The organism is Mesorhizobium sp. ESP6-5 (genome assembly GCF_020164695.1).
GTDB lineage: Bacteria > Pseudomonadota > Alphaproteobacteria > Rhizobiales > Rhizobiaceae > Mesorhizobium > Mesorhizobium australicum.
Map to the genome: position 1 here is coordinate 45934 of NZ_JAIUGR010000001.1, position 22052 is coordinate 67985.

Below are 22052 nucleotides of genomic sequence, written 5' to 3' on the forward strand. Positions count from 1 at the left end.
AAAACAGCACGACGGAAAAGGCGGATCATTGTACTTTCGGTCATGGCCAGGGCACCAAAGTGCATTCCTCCGGCCCCATTGCCAAAACGCCTTCTGGCGGCAACAATGCCCTCGTCGCCCGCGCGCCAGGAGCACTTGAAAAGCCGCGCACAAGAAGGCGTCGGAGGAAATGCGGGAGGACCGCCGCTGACAAGTTCACGGACGCGCTACGCATGCGGCTTGTCGGCGCTGACCACGGACCAGCCCGACCCGGATGTCTTCGCACGAGCGGTAGCCGCCGAGGCCGCCGCCATCAATGCCGGCTTTGCCCTCGTGTTCTTTTCCCAGAGCCTGATCGAGGCCGGCGCCCTGTCACGGGCACTCTCGGCCCACGCGCCGTGTCTCCACCATGCTGGCTGTTCCACCGCCGGCGAGATCACGCCGCAGGGGCTCGAGGAAGGCCATATGCTGGCGATGCTGCTGCCCTCGGCGTCCTTCACGGCGGTCAGCACGATGATCGACAATCTGTCGACATCGGGCATGGACAGGATCACCGAAGAGGTCGAGGCCCTGCGGCGCACGTTGCGCGCCCGGCTCGGCGGCGAGCAGACCAGCAACACCTTCGCGCTCTGCTTCATCGACGGGCTGTCCTATGCCGAGGAAGCGGTGAGTTCGGCCATCCACTGGGGTCTCGACGACATACCGCTCCTCGGCGGCTCGGCTGGCGACGATTTGAAATTCGAGACGACGCGTCTGATCTCGAACGGCAGGGTCACCTCCGACAGCGCCATCATCGTGCTGGTCGCCACGGAAATTCCGTTCCACGTCTTCAAGACCGACAATTTCGTTCCCACCGACGAAAAGCTGGTGGTGACCGCGTCCGACCCGGATCACCGCGTCGTGCGGGAATTCAACGCCACCAATGCGGCGGAGGAATATGCCGCTTCGGTCGGGATCCTCCCACAGACCTTGACACCGTTGAGCTTCGCCTCGCATCCAGTGGTGGTGAAGGTGGGCGGAGAATATTACTGCCGCTCAATCCAGAAGATGCACGCGGATGGCTCGCTGTCGTTCTTCTGCGCCATCGACGACGGTGTCGTGCTGTCGATCGCCCAGCCCAAGGACATGGTGGACGCGACACGAGCGGCATTGCGCGAGGTCGAGGAAAGGCTGGGCGGCATCGATATGATCCTTGGCTTCGACTGCGTGCTGCGCCGGCTGGATGCGCGCAACCGCCAGGTCTTTCGTGACATTTCGGAACTCTACCGGGTCAACAATGTCATCGGCTTCGGCACCTATGGCGAACAATACCGGTCGATGCACCTCAACCAGACTTTCACCGGCATCGCTTTCGGCGACCGCCAGGCGGCTGAATAGGGCGGCGCAACAGCATGCCGCTCAGGAACATAAACGATCTCGACAGGCTGAAGAAGATCAACGCCGCCCTGGTCAGCCGCGTCGAGCGCTCGATGGACCAGCAAGGCAATGCCTTTTCGCTGTTCCAGACGGCGATCTCGTTGGAAAGCCGGGTGCGTACGCGCACCGAGGAACTGCATTCGACGTTGCGGCGGCTGGAGCAGTCGAACATCGATCTCAGCGCCGCCAAGGAAAACGCCGAACAGGCGAACCTGTCCAAGACACGGTTTCTGGCTGCGGCCAGCCACGACGTGCTGCAGCCGCTGAACGCCGCCCATCTCTCCGTCTCAGCCCTTGCCGAGGTGCAGACCAGCGAAGAGGGAGAGAAGCTCGTGCGGCAGGTCGAGCGCTCGCTGGAAACGATGGAAGACCTGCTGCGCACCTTGCTCGACATCTCCAAGCTCGACGCCGGCGTGGTTCAGCCCGACATTGGCGACGTCAGCCTGGAGGCGCTGTTCTCGTCGCTGCGCTCGGATTTCCAGCCTGTGGCGGAATTGAAGGCGCTGTCGCTGAAATTCCGGCCGGTCAATGCCGTGGTCCGCTCGGACAGGACGCTGCTGCGCCGCATCCTGCAGAACATCCTTTCCAACGCGCTGGGCTATACGCGCTCGGGCGGCGTCCTTGTCGGCACACGCCATCGCGGCGACACCATCCGCATCGATGTCGCCGACACGGGCTGCGGCATCCCCGAGGATCAGCGCGAAGCGGTGTTCGAGGAGTTCCATCGCGGCACCTTGCCGGCTACCGCCGAACTCGACGGCGGCGGTCTTGGGCTGGGGCTCGCCATCGTGCGCCGCATGGCCGGCGCGCTCGGCCATCCCGTCACGTTTTCATCCAGGGTCGGCCGCGGTACCATCTTCCACATCGATGTCCCCGTCGGCCTCGGCGCGCCGGCCGACGCCATCGCCAGCGCCGCCAGCATGGAGCGGCCGCGCGGCTACGGCCTGTTCGGCACCAAGGTGCTGCTGGTCGAAAACGACGCCGAAGTGCTGGAAGCCATGACCTTCCTGCTCGAACGCTGGCAGTGCCTGGTACGCGCGGCGACCTCCACCGCCGATGCGCTGGACATGCTTGGCGACACCGACTGGCTGCCCGACATCGTCATTGCCGACCAGCATCTCGACGGCGGCGATCTCGGCACCGCCACCATATCGGAGGTCCGCGACTATCTCGGCCGCGCCGTGCCGGCGCTGATCGTCACCGCCGACAGCTCCGAAGCCGTGGCCAAGGCAGCACGGGCCGGCGGCATCGAACTGATGCGCAAGCCGGTGAAGCCGGCGCAGCTAAGGGCACTGCTGGCGCATCTGCTGGCATAGCGGGAGGGTTGGTTCAAAACCCTACCTGATCCCGGAACAGCTCGGCGCTGTCCAGCTTCGACACCTCGATCACCGCTTGCGTGCGGCTATACACATTGAGCTTGCGCAGGATCTCCGACACATGCGCCTTCACCGTGGTCTCGCCGACCTGCAGCTCGTAGGCGATCTGCTTGTTGAGCAGGCCCTGGCGCAGCATCTGCAGCACGCGCAATTGCTGCGGCGTCAGCTTGGAAAGCCGCTGCACCATATCGGCGCGATCGGTGCTGTCCGCGCCCGGCGGCAGGCCCTCATAGGTTTCAGGCACATAGATCGCGCCGTCCATCACCGAGCGAATGGCGGCGGCGAGATCGCTCTTGCGCGCCGATTTCGGAATGAAGCCGGCAGCGCCGTAGGACAAGGCCTCGGAAATGATGCGAGGCTCCTCATAACCCGACACGATCACCACTGGCAGGCGCGGATAGCGGGTCCTGAGCTGCAACAACCCCTCGAAGCCGTGCACGTCGGGCATGCTGAGGTCCAGAAGCGCAAGGTCGAAAGGCTTTGCGTCGGCCAGCAAGTCCAGCGCCTCGGCGATCGAGCGCGCTTCGACTGTGTCGACCTCGGGATAAGCCATTTGAACGGCGCTGTGCAGCGCCTCGCGAAACAGCGGATGATCGTCGATGATAAGGAACCGGACGCGATCGGTAGGGGCTGTCATAGGGCTCGTTCCGGTTTACCGGGCACACCATAGTCTCCTGACCATGGCCGGATTATTGGCAAATAGTCTATCGCCGTCGAACAGGTTTCATCGCTGCAAAAAAATGATCGGAAGCCTGAATCCCTTATACAGCCTAGGCGAAGCCCATGCTTTATCAAAAGCGACGCCTTGCCCGCCCCTGGAAATCGGCCGAATGTGCCGCCGACTCCCCGCCAAACGCAGAGACCGCCATGACCGCCTTTGTCCTTCCCGCCCCGCCAACGCCTTCCGTCGCCATTGCGGGTTCCGGCGAACGCTTTGCCGTGCGGCGCATTTTCTGCGTCGGCCGCAACTATGCGGCCCATGCGCGCGAGTTCGGCAATGACGATCGCGATCCGCCCTTCTTCTTCACCAAGCCGGCCGACGCGGTGGTCGATTCCGGCACTGATATCCCCTACCCGCCGCTGACGGAAAACCTCCACTTCGAGATCGAACTGGTGGTGGCGATCGGCACCTCAGGCTTTCGCATTTCCCGCGACAAAGCGCTGGACCATGTCTGGGGCTATGGCGTCGGCATCGATCTCACCCGCCGCGATCTCCAGGATGCCGCCAAGAAGGCGGCGCGGCCCTGGGACTGGTCGAAGGCCTTCGACCGTTCCGCGCCCTGCGGCCCGCTGGTTGCCGCACGGAAATCCGGGCACCCGGCCAAGGGACGCATCTGGCTCGCCGTCGACGGCGCGGTGAAACAGGATGCCGACCTCGCCGAACTGATTTGGCCGGTATCGGACATCGTCTCGATCTGCAGCGAAGGCGTGGAATTGCAGGCTGGCGACCTGATCTTCACCGGCACGCCCGCCGGTGTCGGCGCGATCAAGCCGGGTGAAACGATATCAGGCGGTGTCGACGGCATCGGCACGATCGAACTGACCATCGGCCAGCGGAAGTGACGCATGAGCGACATTGTCCTGCACAACTACTTCCGCTCCTCCACCTCGCACCGGGTGCGGATTGCCCTGGAGATGAAAGGGGTGGGCTATGACTACATCCCGCATCACCTGCGCCATGGCGAGCATCTGGAGGCGGCCTATCTCGCGGTCAATCCGCAGGGGCTGGTGCCGGCACTGATCTGGAGCGACGGCATGCTCCTGACGCAATCGCTGGCGATCATCGAGTTTCTCGACGAGACCATACCTGAACCCCCGCTATTGCCGAAGGATCCGCCGAGCCGGGCACGAGTGAGAATGCTGGCGCAGATGATCGCCTGCGACATCCACCCGGTGAACAATCTGCGCGTGCTGACTTCGCTGCGCACCCTGTTCGGCGCCGGCGACCAGGATGTCGCCAACTGGTTCCGGCATTGGGTCAATGAAGGATTTGGACCGCTCGAAAAATTGCTCACCGCGTCGCCCGAAACCGGCACATTCTGCCATGGCGAGGCGGCGGGGCTGGCCGACATCTGCCTTGCCGCGCAAGTCACCAGCAACGCCCGCTTCGGCGTCGACATGACGCCCTATCCGACAATCGCGCGCATCAACGCCGCCTGCGTGGCGCTACCCGCTTTCCAGAAAGCCGCGCCACAGAACCAGATCGACGCCGAGTAAGGGCTCACCGGCCAACGCGCAGCGTCAGCGCCCAGAACAATAGCGCCGTCAAGCCGATGCCGGCGCCGAGCAACGAGACCCCGCTCCAGCCGGCCGCGGCATAGGCCATGGTCGAGGCGATCGAGCCGAGCGCACTGCCGACCGAGTAGAAGATCATGTAGCCGCCGACCAGCCGGCTGCGCGCATCCGGCCGACGGGAGAAAATCAGGCTCTGATTGGTGACGTGGACGGCCTGGATTGCCAGATCCAGCATGACGATGCCGGCGACAAGCAACCATAGTGACATGCCCATGAAGGCGATAGGCAGCCAGGCCGTCGTCATCATAAGCAGGCTGAGGCCAGTGACCAGTTGACCATGCCCGCGATCCACCAGACCACCGGTCCATCGCGCCCCCAGCGCGCCGGCGACACCGGCAAGGCCGAACAGCCCGATCGCGGTGTGCGACAGTAAAAATGGCGCCGTGCTGAGCGGCAGCACCAGCGGTGCCCACAGCACGTTGAAGCTGGCGAAGATCAGCAAGGCGAGCACCGCGCGCACGCGCAGCAGCGGTTCCCGCACGAACAGCAGCACCATCGAGCCCAACAGCCTGATGTAGGACGTGCGCGGCCGCTCTGCCTCATGGCGCGGCAGGACGGTGTGGAGAACAACCGCCATGACAAGTGTAAGGCCGGCCGAGACAAGATAGACCCAGCGCCAGCCGGCGAGATCGGCGACGACGCCGGCGACGAAGCGGGCAAGCAGGATGCCTGTTATGACGCCGCTGGTGACGGTGCCGACCGCCCGCCCCCGTTGCGACGGCGCGGCGAGGTCGGCCGCGTAGGCAACCAGTACCTGCACCATCACGGCAAGCAGCCCGACCGCCGCGAGGCTCGCCAGCAGCATCGCCGCGTTCGGTGCAAGTCCAACGGCTATCAGCGCCACGGCCGAAAGGATCGCCTGGCCGGCAATCAGCTTGCGGCGATCGAACAGGTCGCCCAGCGGCACGATGAAGAACAGGCCAAGTGCATAGCCGACCTGCGTGACCGTCACCACGATGCCGATCGAGGCCGGCGCAATGGCAAAATCATGCGCCATGGCGTCGAGCAGCGGATGGGCGAAATAGACATTGGCGACGCTCAGGCCACAGGCGATGGCGAAGACCAGCGCTGTCATTCCGGACAATCCCGGTGTGACTTGCCTCGGCTCTTCGGGCTGCGCCGCCTTCGCTGCCGCGCCGTTCACCACCTGTATATTCATGAGGCTCTCCACGAAAGGTTTCAATTTGAAACCACTTGTGGGATAAACAAAACAGTTTTATCTTGCAACCAAAATGAACAATCTGGACCAACGAAAGCCATGGTGAAACGAACGAGCCACCAGAGTGCGGATTGCCTGATCGCGCGACCGCTGGATGCGATCGGCGACTGGTGGTCGCTGCTCATCGTGCGCGACGCGTTCGACGGGTTGCGACGCTTCGGCGAGTTCCAAAAGAGCCTGGGCGTTGCCAAGAACATCCTGTCGGCGCGGCTCCGAAATCTGGTTACGCACGGCATCCTCGAAACCGTCCCGGCCCCCGACGGCAGCGCGCATCATGAATATGTGCTGACGCAAAAAGGACGCGGCCTGTTCTACGTGCTGATCGCCTTGCGGCAATGGGGCGAGACCTATTTCTCCGGTCCGGGCGAGCCCTACACCTTCATGGTCGACACGGAGAGTGGCCGGCCGATAAGGCGTCTTGAAGTGCACGCAGAAGACGGCCGCCTGCTTGCCCCCGGTGACACCCGGCTTGCCGATTTCCGCAACCAGGAAAACAGCTGACCGCAGGGTCCGCGGACTGGCCAGCCTGGCGGAGTCGATTTCCGCTTGACCGAACAGGGAATCGGCTATCGTTTCCACAGTGAGTGTCGTCTCAAGGGTGGAATGAACGATGAAAGCCGTCGTCTTCGAGAAATTCGGCGAAGCGCCGACGATCCAGACCGTGCCAGACCCCAAGCCGGCGGCCGATGGCGTCGTCATCAAGGTCGAGGCGACCGGGCTCTGCCGCAGCGACTGGCACGGCTGGATGGGCCATGACGCCGATATCCGCCTGCCGCATGTGCCGGGCCACGAACTGGCCGGCGTCGTGGTTGCCGCCGGCAAGCACGTCACCCGCTGGAAGGCGGGCGAACGCGTCACCGTGCCGTTTGCCGTCGGCTGCGGCCACTGCTTCGAATGCACATCAGGCAATCACCAGGTCTGCGAACACCAGTCCCAGCCTGGCTTCAACACCTGGGGCTCATTCGCCGAATATGTCGCTATCGAACACGCCGATACCAATCTCGTGCGCCTGCCCGACGAAATGGAATTCGCCACCGCCGCCAGCCTCGGCTGCCGCTTCGTCACATCGTTCCGCGCCATTGTCGATCAGGGCCGGGTAAAGCCCGGCGAATGGGTGGCGGTGCATGGCTGCGGCGGCGTCGGCCTGTCGGCAATCATGATCGCCAGTTCGATGGGCGCCAACGTCATCGCCATCGACCTCACCGAGGAAAAGCTGGACTTCGCCAAACAGATCGGCGCCGTGGCGACCATCAACGCTTCGACGACGCCGAACGTCGTCAAGGCCGTCAAGCAGATCACCAATGGTGGCGCCCACATGTCGATGGACGCGCTCGGCCATCCGACGACGTCTTTCAACTCGATCGCCAACCTGCGCCGGCGCGGCCGTCACGTGCAGGTCGGCTTGATGCTGGGCGAACACGCCCGCCCGCAGGTGCCGATGGACAAGGTGATCGCCTTCGAACTCGAAATCCTCGGCAGTCACGGCATGCAGGCCTATCGCTACCCCGCGATGATGGAGATGATCCGCCACGGCAAGCTCAAACCCGAACTGCTGGTCGGCAAGAAAATCAGCCTCGACGAAGCGCCAGCAGCCTTGATGGCGATGGGCGGCTTCGAGGGTATCGGCATTGGGGTGGTGACGAAGTTCTCGTGAGGGTAGGCATCGCTATGCAGCCGCACGACGCGGCAAATCCTGCTTGGCAAACTTCTTCGCGCCGAAAACGCAAAGCACCACGCCAAGCGTGACGACGATCATCATCGGGCTGACCTGTTCATGCAGCAGCGTCGCCGCCAGTGCGAGCCCGAAGAACGGTTGCAGAAGCTGCAACTGCCCCACCGCCGCAATGCCGCCTTGCGCCAGGCCTCGATACCAGAACACGAAGCCGATCAGCATGCTGAACAGCGAGACATAGCCAAGGCCAATCCAGGCATTGGAGCCTACGCTGGCGAAGGATAGCGGCAGGGTCGCAAAGGTCAGCACCAGCATGACCGGCAGGGACAGCACCAGCGCCCAGCAGATCACTTGCCAGCCCCCGAGCTTGCGCGACAGCGCGGCACCCTCGGCGTAGCCAAGGCCGCAGGCGACGATGGCCGCAAGCATCAGTCCATCGCCGACCGGCGAAGCCGTCACGCCTTGCGCAAGCGCGAAGCCCGCCACCAGCGCACTGCCCAGGCATGAGAACAGCCAGAAGGCCGGCCGAGGCCGTTCACCGCCGCGCAGCACGCCGAAGATCGCGGTCGCCAGCGGCAGCAGGCCGACGAAGATGATGGAGTGGGCCGAGGTGACATGCTTCAGCGCCAATGCCGTCAGCAAGGGAAAGCCGACGACCACGCCAAGCGCAACGATGACGAGCGACAGCAAGTCATGACGCCCGGGGCGCTTCTCGCGGAACACAAGCAGCAGCGCGAGACCGAGCAGGCCGGCAATGACCGCGCGGGCCGACGTCAGGAATATCGGGTCGAGATCCATCACCGCCACGCGCGTCGCCGGCAACGAACCGCTGAAAATCAGCACGCCGATAAATCCGCTCACCCAGCCGCTCGCCGTCTTGTCCATCGCAGGCTCCGTTTGTTTCGCCCCTCTATGGGGCCCGCGGCTATGGCGCCACCAGAGACAATGCAGTACAATTCGATAAAACTGTCATGGTTTTCTGGAAGGTACAGATGGACGAAGCAGTGAGGCTCGACAGCGGCGGAACTCTCGTCGAAGGGGTCATGGCCGCCATCCGGCAGCGGATTGCCGCGCGCAGCCTGACGCCTGGAGCAAGGTTGCCCTCGATCCGCGCTTTCGCCAAATCCATGCAGGTGTCGAAATCCACCGTGGTCGAGGCCTACGAACGGCTTGCCGCCGAAGGCGCGATCCGTTCGCGGCCCGGTTCCGGTTTCTATGCCGCCGGGTCGCTGGCACCGCTGTCGCTCGCCGAGATCGGTCCCCGGCTCGACCGTGCCGTCGATCCGCTCTGGGTCTCGCGCCAGTCCCTGGAGGCTGGCGACGAGGTCCTGAAACCCGGCTGCGGCTGGCTGCCGGCTTCATGGATGCCACAGGCCGGGCTGCGCCGGGCATTGCGCACTGTCGCGCGTGCCGACGATGTCGCTCTCGCAGATTACGGCACGCCGCTCGGGCTGCCGCCGCTGCGGCAATTGCTGGCGCGGCGCATGGCCGGGCACGGCATCGAAGCCTCCCCCGACCAGATCATGCTGACGGAATCGGGCACCCAGGCCATCGACCTCTTGTGCCGGTTCCTGATCGAGCCCGGCGACACCGTGCTGGTCGACGATCCCTGCTACTTCAACTTCCATGCTCTGCTGCGCGCCCACCGCGCCAAGGTCGTCAGCGTGCCCTACACGCCGTCGGGGCCGGACATCGAGCTGTTCGCCCAGGCGCTGGCCGAACACCGGCCGCGCCTCTACATCACCAACTCGGCCATCCACAACCCGACCGGCGCGATCCTGTCTCCGGTGACGGCCCATCGTTTGCTCAAACTGGCCGACCAGTCGGATCTGACCATCGTCGAGGATGATATCTTCGCCGATTTCGAGCACATTCCCGCCCCAAGGCTGGCGGCGTTCGACGGCCTTAGTCGCGTCGTCCAGATCGGCAGTTTCTCAAAGACGCTGTCGGCGTCGGTCCGCTGCGGTTTCATCGCCGCGCCCCGTGACTGGATCGAGGGCCTGACCGACCTCAAGATCGCCACGACGTTCGGCGGCGGACGGCTGGCGGCCGAACTTGTGCTGACGCTGCTGAAGGACGGCAGCTACCGAAAGCACATGGATTTGCTGCGCGCCCGCCTTTCGCGGGCCATGGGCGAGACCAGCGCCCGGCTGAAGGCGATCGGCATCACGCCCTGGATCGAGCAGCCGGCTGGGCTGTTCCTGTGGTGCACCCTGCCGGAAGGCGTGGACGCGGCCGAAATCGCCCGCAGTGCGCTCGCCGACAACATCGTGCTGGCGCCCGGCAATGCGTTCAGCCTGTCGCAGTCCGCCAGCCGCTTCCTGCGCTTCAACGTCGCCCAGTGCGCGGACGAGCGGATTTTCAAGGCGCTCGAAACGGCGATGACTCGCTGATATGGGGGACCACCAAGTCAGCAGACAAATAAGCCGCGACAACACCTCGTTGTTGCGGCCTTCTGCCCCATCAAATCAGACCATCCATGAAACGGCAGAACGCCGCCAAATCTCACCATTTGTGTGCGGATGCTCAATCATGCCTTTTCCGAAACGCCATACCCAGATCTGGGCCTATTCCTTGCCGCACAAGAACAGCTGAAGGAATGACGCAAGGGGCCTGGCGGGTCGCCGTTCAAGCCCCTGCCCGTTTGCGGCGCTCGTAGAGCATGACGAGTGTTTCAGCCATCAGCGCCGGCTTTTCCTCGCCTTCGATCTCGACCGTGTTGGCTGCCTTCATCAGATACTGGCCCGGGCCTTTGTCTTCCATGGAAAGCAGCGTCGTGCGCAGGCGAATGCGTGCGCCGACCTTGACCGGCGCCAGGAAACGCACCTTGTCGAAACCATAGTTGAAGGCGGCCTGCGTATTCTCGGGCACGATACCCATTTCAAGGGCCAGCGCGCCGATGATCGACAGTGTCAGATAGCCATGCGCGATCGTGGTGCGGAACGGGCTTTGCCGCCGCGCCCGTTCAGGATCGACGTGGATCCATTGATGGTCGCCCGTGCATTCGGCGAACTGGTTGATACGGTTCTGGTCGACCGTGGTCCATTCCGAGACGCCGAGCTCCTGTCCGGACATCGTTCTCAGCTGCTCGTAGGTTGGCGGCGTTTTAGGCCGTACTTCCGTCATGCCTGCTTTCCCGATCGCTTCCAAAGCTTCCGGACCACGAACCGGCGGCCTCTGTCAATTCGTCCCTCGCAAATCCGTTCCGGCGGATTCGCGCTCACTCGTGCCATGTCTTGCCATGCGATGGCAGGCGAATTGGGACTTTTCCGACCTTTCAGACTGCCGGGAGCTTATGGCGTGGCGCTAATGCAACTGTGCGAAGGGTTACGGTATCGGGAACGGGGTGTGCCCGGCCGAGAGCGGAACGACAGCCCATGAGAACCTACTTCTGCCCGTAACCGGCGCGGACCTCCTCCATCGCCTCCTTGATGCGTGCGCGCAGGATGTCGATCGATTCGGTGCCTGATTTCCTGGCTAGCTCAGCCACTTCACCGGCGTTCTTGAGCGCCGCCTCAAAGGATTTTCTGGCAAACTCGGTCTGCTTGGCCATCAACTCCTGCGGATTGCCCGGTGCGCGGTAGCTCTGCGCCATGTCGGCGATCTCGCGCAGCGTGTCCTGCAGCATTTCGCGTTGCCTAGACAACAGCGAGGACGTCCCGGCCGCCCCGGCACGCGCGGATTTCTCCAAAGCTTCGAGATTCTTGCGGTGATGCGCAAGAATCGCTTCGACATCCACATTCGGCACCTTCAGGTCACGGCCGAACCTGCCGAACATTTCCATGAAAGAATCGGATTCCGATTGTCTGGCCATGATTGTCATCTCCCCTTTGCCGCGATCGCGGACGCCCTCATCGAGGAGAATAGCACTCGAACGCCTCGTGTCCATTTCGAACACGGGCCTAGGCGATCGCTAGGGATCAATTGACCGGGAGCAGCAGCTCGATCGTGTAAAGCACGATGCCCGCCAGCCCACCGATGATCATGCCGTTGAAGCGGATATATTGCAGGTCCCTGCCAATGTTCATCTCGATCAGGCGTGTCAGTTGGGCAAGGTCCCAGCGCTTGACCTGGTCGGCGATGAATTTCGACACACCGCTCTTCTGGCTTTCGACGAAGGAGGCCAGCGCCACCACGAATCCTTGGTTCATGTCGGCCCGGATCTGCGCGTCTCCGGCAAGATGGCGGCCGACTTCGACAAACATGTTGGCCAGATGCTCCCTGATCAACGAATTCGGCGCCTTGGCGTCCTGCTCGATGAACAGGCTGAGGCTCTCCCACATGTCGCCGGCTAGCGCCCTGATTTCGGGTCTGGCGAGGAAGTCGCGCTTCATTTTCTCCGCTCGCCTGGCATATTGCTTGGACGTGCGCAGCCGCTCGACGAAACTTTGCGCGAAACGGTCGAATTCGGCGCGCATCGGGTGATCTGGATCGGCACGCACCTCGTCCAGCAAGGAGCCAGCCGAAGCGACGATCTTCTTCAGGAGATAGGCGTCGGCCCGGAACAGGTTGAATAGCGACGGGAGTTCCTCGCGGATCTTGTCGCGCATCGTCGCCAGCGCCTGTTCGTCGTTGAGAAACCGGCCGATGACCTTGATGAACTCGTCGAACAGCTTCTGGTGGCGGCGGTCGTCGGTGAGCGCCGACAGAAGTTCGGCCGCAAGTGGCGCCAGCGGCACCTTTTCGATCTGTTCGAGCATGCGGCTGGTGACGAAGCCGCGCAGACCGGATTGTTCGACGGCGGCAAGCGTCTGCGGCACCAGCCGCACGACGAAGCGCGACAGGCCGGCGGCGCGTTCGGCATCTGCCAGCCAGTCGGCCACGAGCGCCGAAAAATCGACCTCGGCGAGTTTTTCACGCACCGGTTCCGGCGCCAGGAAATTGGCCTCGATGAAACGGCCGAGATTGTCGGCGATACGGTCCTGGTTTTCCGGGATGATGGCGGTGTGCGGGATGGGCAACCCGAGCGGCCGTTTGAACAGCGCCACCACCGCATACCAGTCGGCGAGGCCACCGATCGTTGCCGCCTCGGCGAAGGCGGCGACGAAGCCGAGCCACGAATAGCTGCTCTGGAAGGACTTGGCCAAGGCAAAGACCACCACGCAGAGTGCCAATGCCGCCGTGGCGACGAACTTTGTCCGCCGCAGTGCGGAAAGCTTGTCGCCCGCGTCGGCATCGAACCGCACTGGCGCCAGGGATTGGTCCGATTGAGCCATGCCGCTCCTCGTCTATCTCAGGCCTATCTAGTGCCGCGGCCGCCGGAATGCCCGTGACAGCCGGTTTGTCTGTCCCGGCTTTTTCCCGGCGACGCACATAAAGTTGACGAGTTTATTCATCTATGATGCCCGGCTAGTCTGGAATTATTCCAAGGTATAGGCCATATTCCGCCGAGACCAGTGCAGCGATCCGGATTCCGGACGAGAGCCGCGCCAGCAAAGTTTAGAATCTGGCGTGGTTGCATCATATCAGCGCCGAGTGAGGACAAGATGCGGCTTACGCGCCAAACCAACTATGCCATGCGCATTCTGATGTATTGCGCCGCCAACAATGACCGGTTGAGCCGCATACCGGAGATCGCGGCCGCCTATTCGGTGTCGGAACTGTTCCTGTTCAAAATCCTGCAGCCTCTGGTCGAGAATGGCATGGTCGACACTGTGCGCGGCCGGAACGGAGGGGTACGGCTCGGCCGTGCCGCCGAATCGATAAGCCTGTTCGACGTTGTGCGCGTGACCGAGGAAAGTTTTGCCATGGCGGAGTGCTTCGAGAACGATGCCGCCGAATGCCCGCTGGTCGACAGCTGCGCGCTGAACTCCGCATTGCGCGAAGCGCTCAACGCCTTCTTCGCCGTGCTTGCCCGCTACACGATCGCCGACCTCGTGGCGGCAAGGCCAAATGTACGCGCCCTGCTCGGCATCGACATGCTGATGGAGCGCCGCGCCCCAGCGGCCTGATCCCTGCCGCATCGTGCAGTGTCGGCTGAATATCAGCTGACCGACGATTGCGGGAGCACGAACGGCATGTTGCCGGCCGGCAGCACGCCGACCTTGAGCCGGCAATCGAACACCTTCTCGATCAGGTCGTCACTCAGCACGTCGCGGGGCGAGCCGCTGGCGGCCAGCCGGCCGCTATGCATCACGAAGATGCGGTCAGCGTACATGGCCGTCAGATTGAGGTCGTGCAGGATCGCTACCACGCCCCCGCCCCTTCTGGCGAAGTCGCGGGCGATGTTCATGATGATCAGCTGGTGCTTGATGTCGAGGCTGGACACCGGCTCGTCAAGGAACAGATAGCGCGGCTTGCCGTCGAGCACCGGTGCCCAGACCTGGCACAGCACGCGCGCAAGCTGGACACGCTGCTGCTCGCCACCGGAAAGCTCCTGGTAGAAGCGGCCGGCAAAGCCGTCGAGATCGACCCGCGCCAGCGCCCGTTCCGGCAGGCGTCCGTCCTCGCCCGGCAGCACGCCCGAACGGCCACCGACCAGGCCAAGCCTGACGACCTCCCGCACAGTGAAAGGAAACGACAGTGTCGTCGCCTGCGGCAACACAGCCCGCTGGACGGCGACCTCCACCGGCTTCATCGCTGCGAGGTCGCGGCCGTTGAGGACGACGCTCCCGGTATAGCCGAGGTCCCCCGACAATGCCCTCAGGAAGGTCGTCTTACCCGAACCATTGGGGCCGACGATTGCCGCCACCTCGCCCGGCCGCGCATCGAAATCGACACCGGCAACAATTCTCTTGCCGGCGATATCGACCGAAACATTCCTCGCCTCGATCATTCCAGCCTCACAAATCGATCACGCCGCGCCTGCGCAGCAATATCCACAGGAAGAACGGCGCGCCTGATATCGCGGTGACGATGCCGATCGGCAGCTCGGCCGGTGCCACGATGGTGCGGGCGACCGCATCGGCGAGCAGCAACAACGAGGCGCCGAGCAGCGCCGAGGCCGGCAGCAGGTAACGATTGTCGGGTCCGATCAGCAGTCGCAGCAGATGCGGCACGACGATGCCGACGAAGCCGATGCCGCCGCTGACGGCGACGGAGGCGCCGACCGCCGCCGAAACGCCGATGATGGCGGTGTATTTCAGCCGCTGCACCGGAATGCCGAGATGGCCGGCGGTCGCTTCGCCCAGCGCCAGCGCGTTAAGGCCACGGGCCAGGAACGGCATCGCCGCCAGTGCCAGGACGATTATGGGTCCTACGGAAGCTATCTTGGCCCATGTCGCACCGCCGAGCGATCCCAGTGACCAGAAGGTCAGGTCGCGCAGCTGGCGATCGTCGGCCATGAATATGAGGATTCCGGTCAGCGCCATGGCAAGTGCCGCCAGGGCTATGCCCGCGAGCAGCATGGTGGCGACCGAGGTTTGTCCACGTCGCGTGGCGACGTGATAGAGCGCCAATGTGGTGACGAGACCGCCGACGAACGCCGCAAGCGGCAGCGCCAGCGTTCCGAGCAAGGCGGTCACCGGCGCCAGCACGGTCCCGCCAAGAACGATGATGACCACCGCGCCAAGGCTGGATCCTGCGGAAACACCGATCAGACCGGGGTCGGCGAGCGGATTGCGGAACAGTCCTTGCATGACGGCGCCACAAACCGCGAGCGCCGCACCCACCAACATGCCGAGGATGACGCGTGGCATGCGGATGTCATGGATGATCAAGCTGTCGCGGGCGTTGAGCGCCGCATCGCCGGGGACGGAGCCAAAGAGCCAATCCCTGAAAACGGTCACGGCGGATGCATCCGACGCCCCGGATGTGAGCGAAAGCAAGACGGCGATCGCCAGGCCCAGGCACAGCAGAAGGATGACGGCACGGGCGCGGCCGGAACGATCCCCTTCGGATGCCCTAATCGCCTTCGCCGGACCTGCGATCGACTGGTCGGCCATGATGATGCTCAGTCCGTGACCTGTGCGCCATAAAGCGAAACGGCGAGATCATGGATCGCGTCGGCCGTGCGCGGCCCGAAGCCGAGTAGATAGGCGCCATCGATGCGGATCAGCTTGCGCGCCGTTCCGGCCGGCGTTGAGGCGATGGATGGATTGCCGAACACTTCGTCGTCCGAGACCGGCGGCCCGGCATTGCTCATCATCAGGATCACGTCCGGCCTTGCGGTGATGATCGCTTCGTCCGACATTTGCTTGTAGCCGGAAAAGCCTTCCACCGCATTGACCCCGCCCGCCAGCTTGACCATTCCGTCGGCCGCGGTTTCGCTGCCGGCCGCCAGGATCTTGCCACCCTGCGTCGAGAGAATGAACAGCACGCGCCTGCGCTCCTTGATCGTGGCTGTCCGCTTTTCGGCGGCTGTGAGTTTCGCATCGAGTGCCCTGGCCAGCACCTCTGCCTTGGCCTCGACCCCGATCGCCTTGCCGACAATGCGGACCTTCTGGAGGATGCCTTCGCGGTTGTACTGCTCGGGCACTTCGATGAACGGAATGCTCGTCTTCTTCAGCACGTCGACGGCTTCCCTGGGGCCGCTGCCGTGCAATGCCAGTATGCCTGTCGGATTGACCGACAAGACGCCTTCCGGCGACAGCTGGCGCATGTAACCGACATCAGGCAGGCCGAGCGCGGCCTTTGGATAGAGGCTGGTGGAATCGCGCGCCACCAAATGTCTCTCCTCGCCAAGCGCATAGACGATCTCGGTGATGGAGCCGCCAATAGCGGCGATCTTCGAAGGATCGGCGAACACCGAAACGCCTTCGGTGGCGCCGACTGGTTGCAGCGCGGCGACAGCCATGGAAAGGCCGATTGCATAACTGACCATCGATCCGCGCAGGGCGGACGGTCTCGAAACAAAACGCATCACACTTTCCTCAGGCTGCCGTCGGGTTCGGGATGCGCGGCAGGTGCTCGGCCAGAAAACGCCAGTCGTCGCGCTCGCCTTCGCCTTCATGGCGCTTGCCGAAGAACTGGATGATCATGTCGCCATTGGCGGCATAGACCTCGAGCGATGTGACATGGCCGTCCTTGGTCGGCTTGCGCACCGCCCAGACTTCATGGATGTGGTCGGTGCGCAGATGCAGGTGGAAGGTCTCGTCGAGCACGTTGATCCACGGCCCCATGGGCTTGATCGATTTGATCGGCCCGGAGTGGATCTGGATGCAGCCGCGGTTGCCCACGAAGCACATGATCGGCATCTCGCTTTCGGCGGCGTGATGGAACATGGCGCGCACCGCGTCGTTGTCGAGCAGCCAGGCGTAGTCCTGGCCAACCATGCGCACCGCCTGGCGGCGGCTGAGCTTCAGCGTCTTCAGCATGCCGAAGAACTGGTGCACGTCCGTCAGCCGGCTCCAGCGGTCACGCAGGTCGTCCAGGCTCGCCGTCGATGCCCCGGCCTCGCTTTCCTCATCGAGAACCGGCCCCGAAATGTCGATCGTCGGCTCCTGGTTCGGCGATTCCAGCGAGGCGACCAGTTTCTGGTAGGCATGGAGGCTGGAGGCCGGGCGCAGATGCACCTTGTGCACCGCGTCGCCGGCCGCATCGAAGAACTTCAGGCTGCGGCGGATGTCGTCGCCGTCGCGCTTCTCCACGGCAAAGCCATGCGCCCAGATTTTCGGAAAAATGCGTAGGTCGATGTTCTCGCCGAGCACCATGGCATTGTGATTGCCGGTGACGACCTTGTCATAGACGCCGATCTTCTCGTGTACGGCGCTTTCGTTGCGGGTCAGCGCCATAACCTCGCCAACGGCCTCGATACCGGTCAGAAGGTCGTTGACGCGCGGTTCGACGCGGACGGCGCCGTCGCCGCAATGCGCGGCCACCAGCTCGGCCTCCGAAATGCCGAGCTGGGCGGCCAGGTCACGCTCGCGCGCTTTCGGATTCTCGGTCCGGGCCCGCCGGATTTCATGCGGAGCGGGTTTTACGCGCTGGTCCATGTCTTTACCTCTGATGCCTTGCCTTACTTGTTGAGAATGAGCTTGCCCTGGCGGGTGATCTTCAGCCGGTAGAGCGCGCCATGATGCTCGATGCCGATTTCGTGCTCGCCCTGGAACAGCGTGTTGCTGGACAGCGTCCGCACCGCCAGCGAGACCCGATCGAAACGGGTGGAGGTATCGTCGGAACGGCGGACGCGATAGCGAAACTCGTTGGGATTGTGCGTGTTCATCTGGGTCGATCCCTTTCCTGTGCCGGGCATCTGGCTAGGCGTTGCGAATTGCCGATTCATTTCTTGACTTGAATAATCATGTTTACTAGTCAGTGCAATACCGGACAAATGAGTCAACATTTAAGATGCCGGATACGATCAAAATGCCAGCAAGCCCCGGGCCAGCCAGCATGGAACCTGGGATTTGGAGTTGGGGCATGGGGTTGATAAGTTGGGAACGGCGCGGCCGGTCGGCGGCGAACGGTGCGGCGGCTTTGCTCGCAAGCGTGGCGGCGATCGCTCTATCCGCGCCATCGGCGCACGCGCAACCTGCGACGCAGGCGGCGAGCGAGCAGACGGATCAATCGAAGAAGACTGACCAGCAAAAGGCAGCCCCCGCGGGCGCTACGTTGCTCGACAGGATCCTGGTGCTCAGCCGCACCGGCGAAACGGCGATACAGTCGCTGGCCTCGGCCAGCCATGTCGACCAGGAACAGCTCGATCGCCGCATGGCGACAACGCCGAACGAGATGCTTTTCGGTGTGCCTGGCGTCGCTGCGCAGGCCGACGCCAGGCGCGTCAGCACCAGCATCAACATCCGCGGCCTGCAGGATTTCGGCCGCGTCGCGGTGATCGTCGATGGCGCGCGCCAGAATTTCCAGCGTTCCGACCACGGCACCCAGTCGACCTTCTATATCGATCCCGAGCTCGTCAAATCCGTCGACGTGATCCGTGGTCCTGTCGCCAACACCTTTGGCTCGGGCGCCATTGGCGGCGTCGTCTTCTTCGACACCAAGGATGCGGTCGATTTCCTCAAGCCCGACGAGACGTGGGCCGGTTCCGTCACCGGACACTACGAGAGCAACGGCAAGGGCTGGACCACGAGCGCCACCGGTGCCTATCGCATCAATGAGAACTGGGACGTGTTGGGCAACATCGTTTACCGCGACTACGACAACTACAAGGACGGCGACGGCGACACGGTCAAGGGCACCGGCTTCGACGTGCTGAGCGGCCTGCTCAAGACGACGATCCGGCCAACCGAGAACAGTGAGCTCAAGCTCGGCTGGGTCGGTTCGAGCGACGGCTGGAACGAGACCAGCGGCGGCCTGCCGGTCAACGATGTCGACCTGAAGTCGAACACCTTCACGGCCCGCTACAACATCACGGACGAAGACAAGAGCTGGCTCGATCTCCACATCAACACGTCCTACAACAAGACCAATCTCGACCTGACCAGTCTCGCGCCGCAGAACCGCTTCGATCCGGTGACCGGTCTTCCCGTGGTGCTGCCGGCAGGATCACTGTCGACATTCGATGTCGGCACGACCGGCATCGATATCTGGAACACGTCGCGGTTCGAAACGAACGGCATCGCGCATGAACTGACCTATGGCGGCGATTGGGTCGGCGACAACGTCAAGACGGGTGGCGCGGCCGGGGGCGACAGTTTCTACACGCCGTCGGGCAAGCGCAACGTGTCCGGCGCCTATGTCCAGGACAAGCTCACCTGGGACTGGCTCGAAGTCATCGCTGGCCTGCGCTACGACAGCTACAGCCTGAAGGATGACACGCACGATATTTCCGGACACAGGCTATCCCCGCGCGTCACGGTCGGTGTCTCGCCGTTCGAGAGCGCCGGGCTTGCCGGCCTGCAATTCTACGGCACTTATGCGGAAGGCTACCGCTCGCCCTCGATCACGGAAACGCTGATCAGCGGCAATCATCCAGCCGGCGTCAGCTTCCCGTTCCTGCCCAATCCAAATCTGCGGCCTGAAACCGGCAAGACGACCGAGTTCGGCGTCAACTACAAGCAGAACGACATCTTCGAACCGGGCGACGCCTTGCGCCTGAAAGCAGCCTATTTCAACAACGATGTCGACGACTATATCGACGGCGTAACGCTGTCGCCGTTCGCTCCAGGCAGCGGCTGCCCCTTCGGCCCCGGAATCCCGATCTGCTTCCAGTACCAAAATTTCGCCAAGGCCAAGATCAACGGTTTCGAGCTGGAAGGCGTCTATGACGCGGCATGGGGCCATGCCGGCTTCTCGGCCTCGATCACGGATGGCCACACCGTTTCCTACAAGGGTGTGGAAGCCGACCTCGCCACTATTCCCTCCTCTCAGGTCACCGCTCAGCTTGGCCTGCGTTTCCTTGAGGACAAGCTGACCGTCGGCGGTGAGGTGCAGTATAACGGCAAGCCGAAGGGCAATGCCGTTGCGACGGACTACACACTGGTCAATGCCTTCGCCAGCTATCAGGCGACCGACAATCTGAAAGTCGATTTCCGCGCCGACAATCTGTTCGACGTCAAATACGCCAATCCGCTGAACGGCAGCACCACGGTTGCGGTCTACGAACCCGGTATCACGCTGAAGCTAGCGGCAACCATGCGCTTTGGAGGCTGACCATGACGCCCTTGACGGCATCCCTTCGTTTGCTGACCTCGACGCTGGCGATGTCGCTGACGACAATTCCGGCGTGGGCTGAGCAGTCCGCGCCGGTCCTGACCCTCGAACTCAATGCCGCGCAGCCTTCCGGCAAGGGCTGCCGGCTGACCTTCCTGGTCAGCAACAATCTCGGCGCCGACCTGACCAAGGCGGCGTTCGAGATCGCTCTGTTCAACAAGGCCGGCATCGTCGACCGGCTGACCGTGCTCGACTTCAAGGACCTGCCGCACGGCAAGACCAAGGTGACACGCTTTGACCTGGCCGGCACCGACTGCACCAAGGTCAGCCGCGTGCTGGTCAACAGCGGAACGGATTGCGCTGGCACGGGCGTCGAACCAACTGCCTGCATGCGCAAGCTGAAGACGGACACCAGGACCGGCATCGCTTTCGGCGTCTGAAGTGGGACCGCATAAGAAAAGACCGTGGCAGGGCCGCTGGCCGGCTTCGATTGCTTACCGGTTGAGGCAGCCGATCTTGATTTGACAAGTCTGCGCGTATCGCTGCAATTTCGCGCCCGCGACATGCAGGAAATCAATCCACTCCCCGACGCTGGCAGCGAGTTGGCAATAGCGCCGGCAGAGCGACTTGCCCAGGCACGACCGCAAGCCAGCAACGGCAAGTGGCAGGCTGCGATCGCCATCTCCTGCCTGCTCCATGCCGGCGTGGCGGCGGCTTTTCTGATCTCGTCCGCCGGCAAGTTCGATTCCAGGGAGGCAGAGCAGTCGGAAGGCGGCGATCACAAAGGTGACAAGGTCGCCGGCAGTGCATTGGACAAGGACCCGGCGGCAATGAATGTCACGCTGGTGCCGCCCCCGCCGACGGCCAAGCCTCATCCGGCAAAGGCGGCCAGACCGGCGCCGACCGCACCTTCACAGCCCGCGCAGGAACCGGTGACACACACTCCCGAGCCTGCCCGTGACGCCGCGAAGCAGGCTTCGGAGCCCTCGGCGGAACCGGTCAAACAGCCCGTGGCCACGCCGGACATACTGGTGGCGGCAACCCCGCGCCCGGATGACCAGAGCGTGGCTGCCAGGACAGAAACGCCGGCACAGCCGAACGCCCAGGCCGAAACCACCGAAATTCCTGTCACCGTTCCCGACCAACCGCCGATCCCCGTTGCAAGGCCAACTGGGGCGGCTGCCCCTGCCACTGCTGGAGCAGCTAATGAACGGAGCGGCACGGCCGATGGCCAGGACCGGCTGGCGGAAGCGGCCAGCAAGGGCAAAAGGCAAAAAGACCCAGGCAGCACTGCTGAAGACAGCTACCGCGGCAACGTCTTTCGAAAACTCGGCAGCGTCAATCGTACTCTCCCGCCGTCGCTGCAACTGGCCGCGCGTAACAATGCGGTTGTGGCATTCGCCATAGGCAGGAAGGGCGACATAGACCAGTTGCGCATTCTGGAAAGCTCAGGATCGCCGACTTTCGACGAGGCCGCGCTTGGCATCGTGCGCAAGGCCGCTCCCTTCCCTCCAATTCCGTCACAGGCATCGAACCCGAGCTTGGAGTTCGAGGTCGGGATCGGCCCGTTTTGACTAGGCCCGGGACAAGCGGTGCGGCGCAACCA

General features: G+C 63.4%; 22 protein-coding genes. 11 read left to right on the forward strand and 11 right to left on the reverse strand.

The features are described 5' to 3' along the window. Nucleotides 1–219 precede the first annotated feature (219 nt). Entirely contained in the window at nt 220–1356 is a 1137-nt protein-coding gene (locus LB524_RS00240) for an FIST signal transduction protein (protein ID WP_140616037.1), read from the forward strand. 14 nt (nt 1357–1370) lie between these two features. After that, on the forward strand, nt 1371–2711 hold the full coding sequence (locus tag LB524_RS00245) for a hybrid sensor histidine kinase/response regulator (RefSeq protein ID WP_224523064.1): 1341 nt from the start codon (nt 1371–1373) through the stop codon (nt 2709–2711). 13 nt (nt 2712–2724) lie between these two features. Here the strand turns inward: LB524_RS00245 and LB524_RS00250 are convergent, their stop codons facing one another. After that, nucleotides 2725–3408, reverse strand: a complete 684-nt coding sequence (locus tag LB524_RS00250) for a response regulator (protein WP_015317499.1) — start codon at nt 3406–3408, stop codon at nt 2725–2727. Nucleotides 3409–3638: 230 nt separating this feature from the next. Here LB524_RS00250 and LB524_RS00255 point away from each other — a divergent pair, with 230 nt between their 5' ends. Then, nucleotides 3639–4334, forward strand: coding sequence for a fumarylacetoacetate hydrolase family protein (locus tag LB524_RS00255; RefSeq protein WP_140661096.1), 696 nt, complete (start codon nt 3639–3641; stop codon nt 4332–4334). 3 nt (nt 4335–4337) lie between these two features. After that, entirely contained in the window at nt 4338–4988 is a 651-nt protein-coding gene (gene maiA, locus LB524_RS00260; protein WP_140661095.1) for a maleylacetoacetate isomerase, read from the forward strand. Between the two features lie 4 nt (nt 4989–4992). Here maiA and LB524_RS00265 read toward each other — a convergent pair whose 3' ends face one another. Next, a complete protein-coding gene (locus tag LB524_RS00265) occupies nt 4993–6225 on the reverse strand; it encodes an MFS transporter (RefSeq protein ID WP_224523076.1) in 1233 nt (410 codons plus the stop codon). 99 nt (nt 6226–6324) lie between these two features. Between LB524_RS00265 and LB524_RS00270 the strand changes: the two genes are divergently transcribed. Beyond that, complete coding sequence (locus LB524_RS00270; protein WP_015317495.1) at nt 6325–6786, forward strand: winged helix-turn-helix transcriptional regulator; 462 nt, start codon at nt 6325–6327, stop codon at nt 6784–6786. Nucleotides 6787–6895: 109 nt separating this feature from the next. Beyond that, on the forward strand, nt 6896–7939 hold the full coding sequence (locus LB524_RS00275; protein ID WP_015317494.1) for a zinc-dependent alcohol dehydrogenase family protein: 1044 nt from the start codon (nt 6896–6898) through the stop codon (nt 7937–7939). A 12-nt stretch (nt 7940–7951) separates the two neighbouring features. Here the strand turns inward: LB524_RS00275 and LB524_RS00280 are convergent, their stop codons facing one another. Then, nucleotides 7952–8842, reverse strand: coding sequence for a DMT family transporter (locus tag LB524_RS00280; protein ID WP_140873593.1), 891 nt, complete (start codon nt 8840–8842; stop codon nt 7952–7954). Between the two features lie 107 nt (nt 8843–8949). On the opposite strand from LB524_RS00280, the gene LB524_RS00285 reads away from it, so the two are divergent. Then, nucleotides 8950–10350, forward strand: a complete 1401-nt coding sequence (locus tag LB524_RS00285) for a PLP-dependent aminotransferase family protein (RefSeq protein ID WP_140873591.1) — start codon at nt 8950–8952, stop codon at nt 10348–10350. A 235-nt stretch (nt 10351–10585) separates the two neighbouring features. On the opposite strand, the gene LB524_RS00290 is transcribed toward LB524_RS00285, so the two are convergent. The 3 genes from LB524_RS00290 to LB524_RS00300 form a co-directional block, all read right to left on the reverse strand. Then, on the reverse strand, nt 10586–11083 hold the full coding sequence (locus tag LB524_RS00290; RefSeq protein WP_140792287.1) for a MaoC family dehydratase: 498 nt from the start codon (nt 11081–11083) through the stop codon (nt 10586–10588). A 259-nt stretch (nt 11084–11342) separates the two neighbouring features. Continuing rightward, complete coding sequence (locus LB524_RS00295; RefSeq protein ID WP_140616026.1) at nt 11343–11771, reverse strand: phasin family protein; 429 nt, start codon at nt 11769–11771, stop codon at nt 11343–11345. A gap of 106 nt (nt 11772–11877) precedes the next feature. Then, the gene (locus tag LB524_RS00300) at nt 11878–13173 is read right to left on the reverse strand and encodes a DUF445 domain-containing protein (RefSeq protein ID WP_224523077.1); all 1296 of its coding nucleotides are present in this window, start codon (nt 13171–13173) and stop codon (nt 11878–11880) included. A gap of 270 nt (nt 13174–13443) precedes the next feature. On the opposite strand from LB524_RS00300, the gene rirA reads away from it, so the two are divergent. Then, the gene (gene rirA / locus LB524_RS00305; RefSeq protein ID WP_224523080.1) at nt 13444–13908 is read left to right on the forward strand and encodes an iron-responsive transcriptional regulator RirA; all 465 of its coding nucleotides are present in this window, start codon (nt 13444–13446) and stop codon (nt 13906–13908) included. Nucleotides 13909–13940: 32 nt separating this feature from the next. Here the strand turns inward: rirA and LB524_RS00310 are convergent, their stop codons facing one another. Genes LB524_RS00310 through hemP form a run of 5 tightly spaced genes read right to left on the reverse strand, consistent with a single transcriptional unit; the run spans nt 13941 to nt 18059 of the window. Continuing rightward, the gene (locus tag LB524_RS00310) at nt 13941–14732 is read right to left on the reverse strand and encodes a heme ABC transporter ATP-binding protein (protein ID WP_224523081.1); all 792 of its coding nucleotides are present in this window, start codon (nt 14730–14732) and stop codon (nt 13941–13943) included. 7 nt (nt 14733–14739) lie between these two features. Then, nucleotides 14740–15840, reverse strand: a complete 1101-nt coding sequence (locus tag LB524_RS00315; RefSeq protein WP_224523082.1) for a FecCD family ABC transporter permease — start codon at nt 15838–15840, stop codon at nt 14740–14742. A gap of 8 nt (nt 15841–15848) precedes the next feature. Continuing rightward, entirely contained in the window at nt 15849–16757 is a 909-nt protein-coding gene (locus tag LB524_RS00320; protein ID WP_224523083.1) for a hemin ABC transporter substrate-binding protein, read from the reverse strand. A 10-nt stretch (nt 16758–16767) separates the two neighbouring features. Beyond that, nucleotides 16768–17829, reverse strand: a complete 1062-nt coding sequence (locus tag LB524_RS00325; RefSeq protein WP_224523084.1) for a hemin-degrading factor — start codon at nt 17827–17829, stop codon at nt 16768–16770. 23 nt (nt 17830–17852) lie between these two features. Continuing rightward, nucleotides 17853–18059: a hemin uptake protein HemP gene (gene hemP, locus LB524_RS00330; RefSeq protein WP_015317483.1), complete on the reverse strand. Its 207-nt coding sequence runs from the start codon at nt 18057–18059 to the stop codon at nt 17853–17855. A 197-nt stretch (nt 18060–18256) separates the two neighbouring features. On the opposite strand from hemP, the gene LB524_RS00335 reads away from it, so the two are divergent. From LB524_RS00335 to LB524_RS00345, 3 genes are read left to right on the forward strand one after another with little or no spacing between them, the layout of a single operon-like run. Then, a complete protein-coding gene (locus tag LB524_RS00335; RefSeq protein ID WP_224523085.1) occupies nt 18257–20446 on the forward strand; it encodes a TonB-dependent hemoglobin/transferrin/lactoferrin family receptor in 2190 nt (729 codons plus the stop codon). A 2-nt stretch (nt 20447–20448) separates the two neighbouring features. Further along, nucleotides 20449–20886, forward strand: a complete 438-nt coding sequence (locus LB524_RS00340; protein WP_015317481.1) for a hypothetical protein — start codon at nt 20449–20451, stop codon at nt 20884–20886. A gap of 24 nt (nt 20887–20910) precedes the next feature. Then, the gene (locus LB524_RS00345) at nt 20911–22020 is read left to right on the forward strand and encodes a TonB family protein (protein WP_318012208.1); all 1110 of its coding nucleotides are present in this window, start codon (nt 20911–20913) and stop codon (nt 22018–22020) included. The last annotated feature ends 32 nt before the right edge of the window (nt 22021–22052 follow it).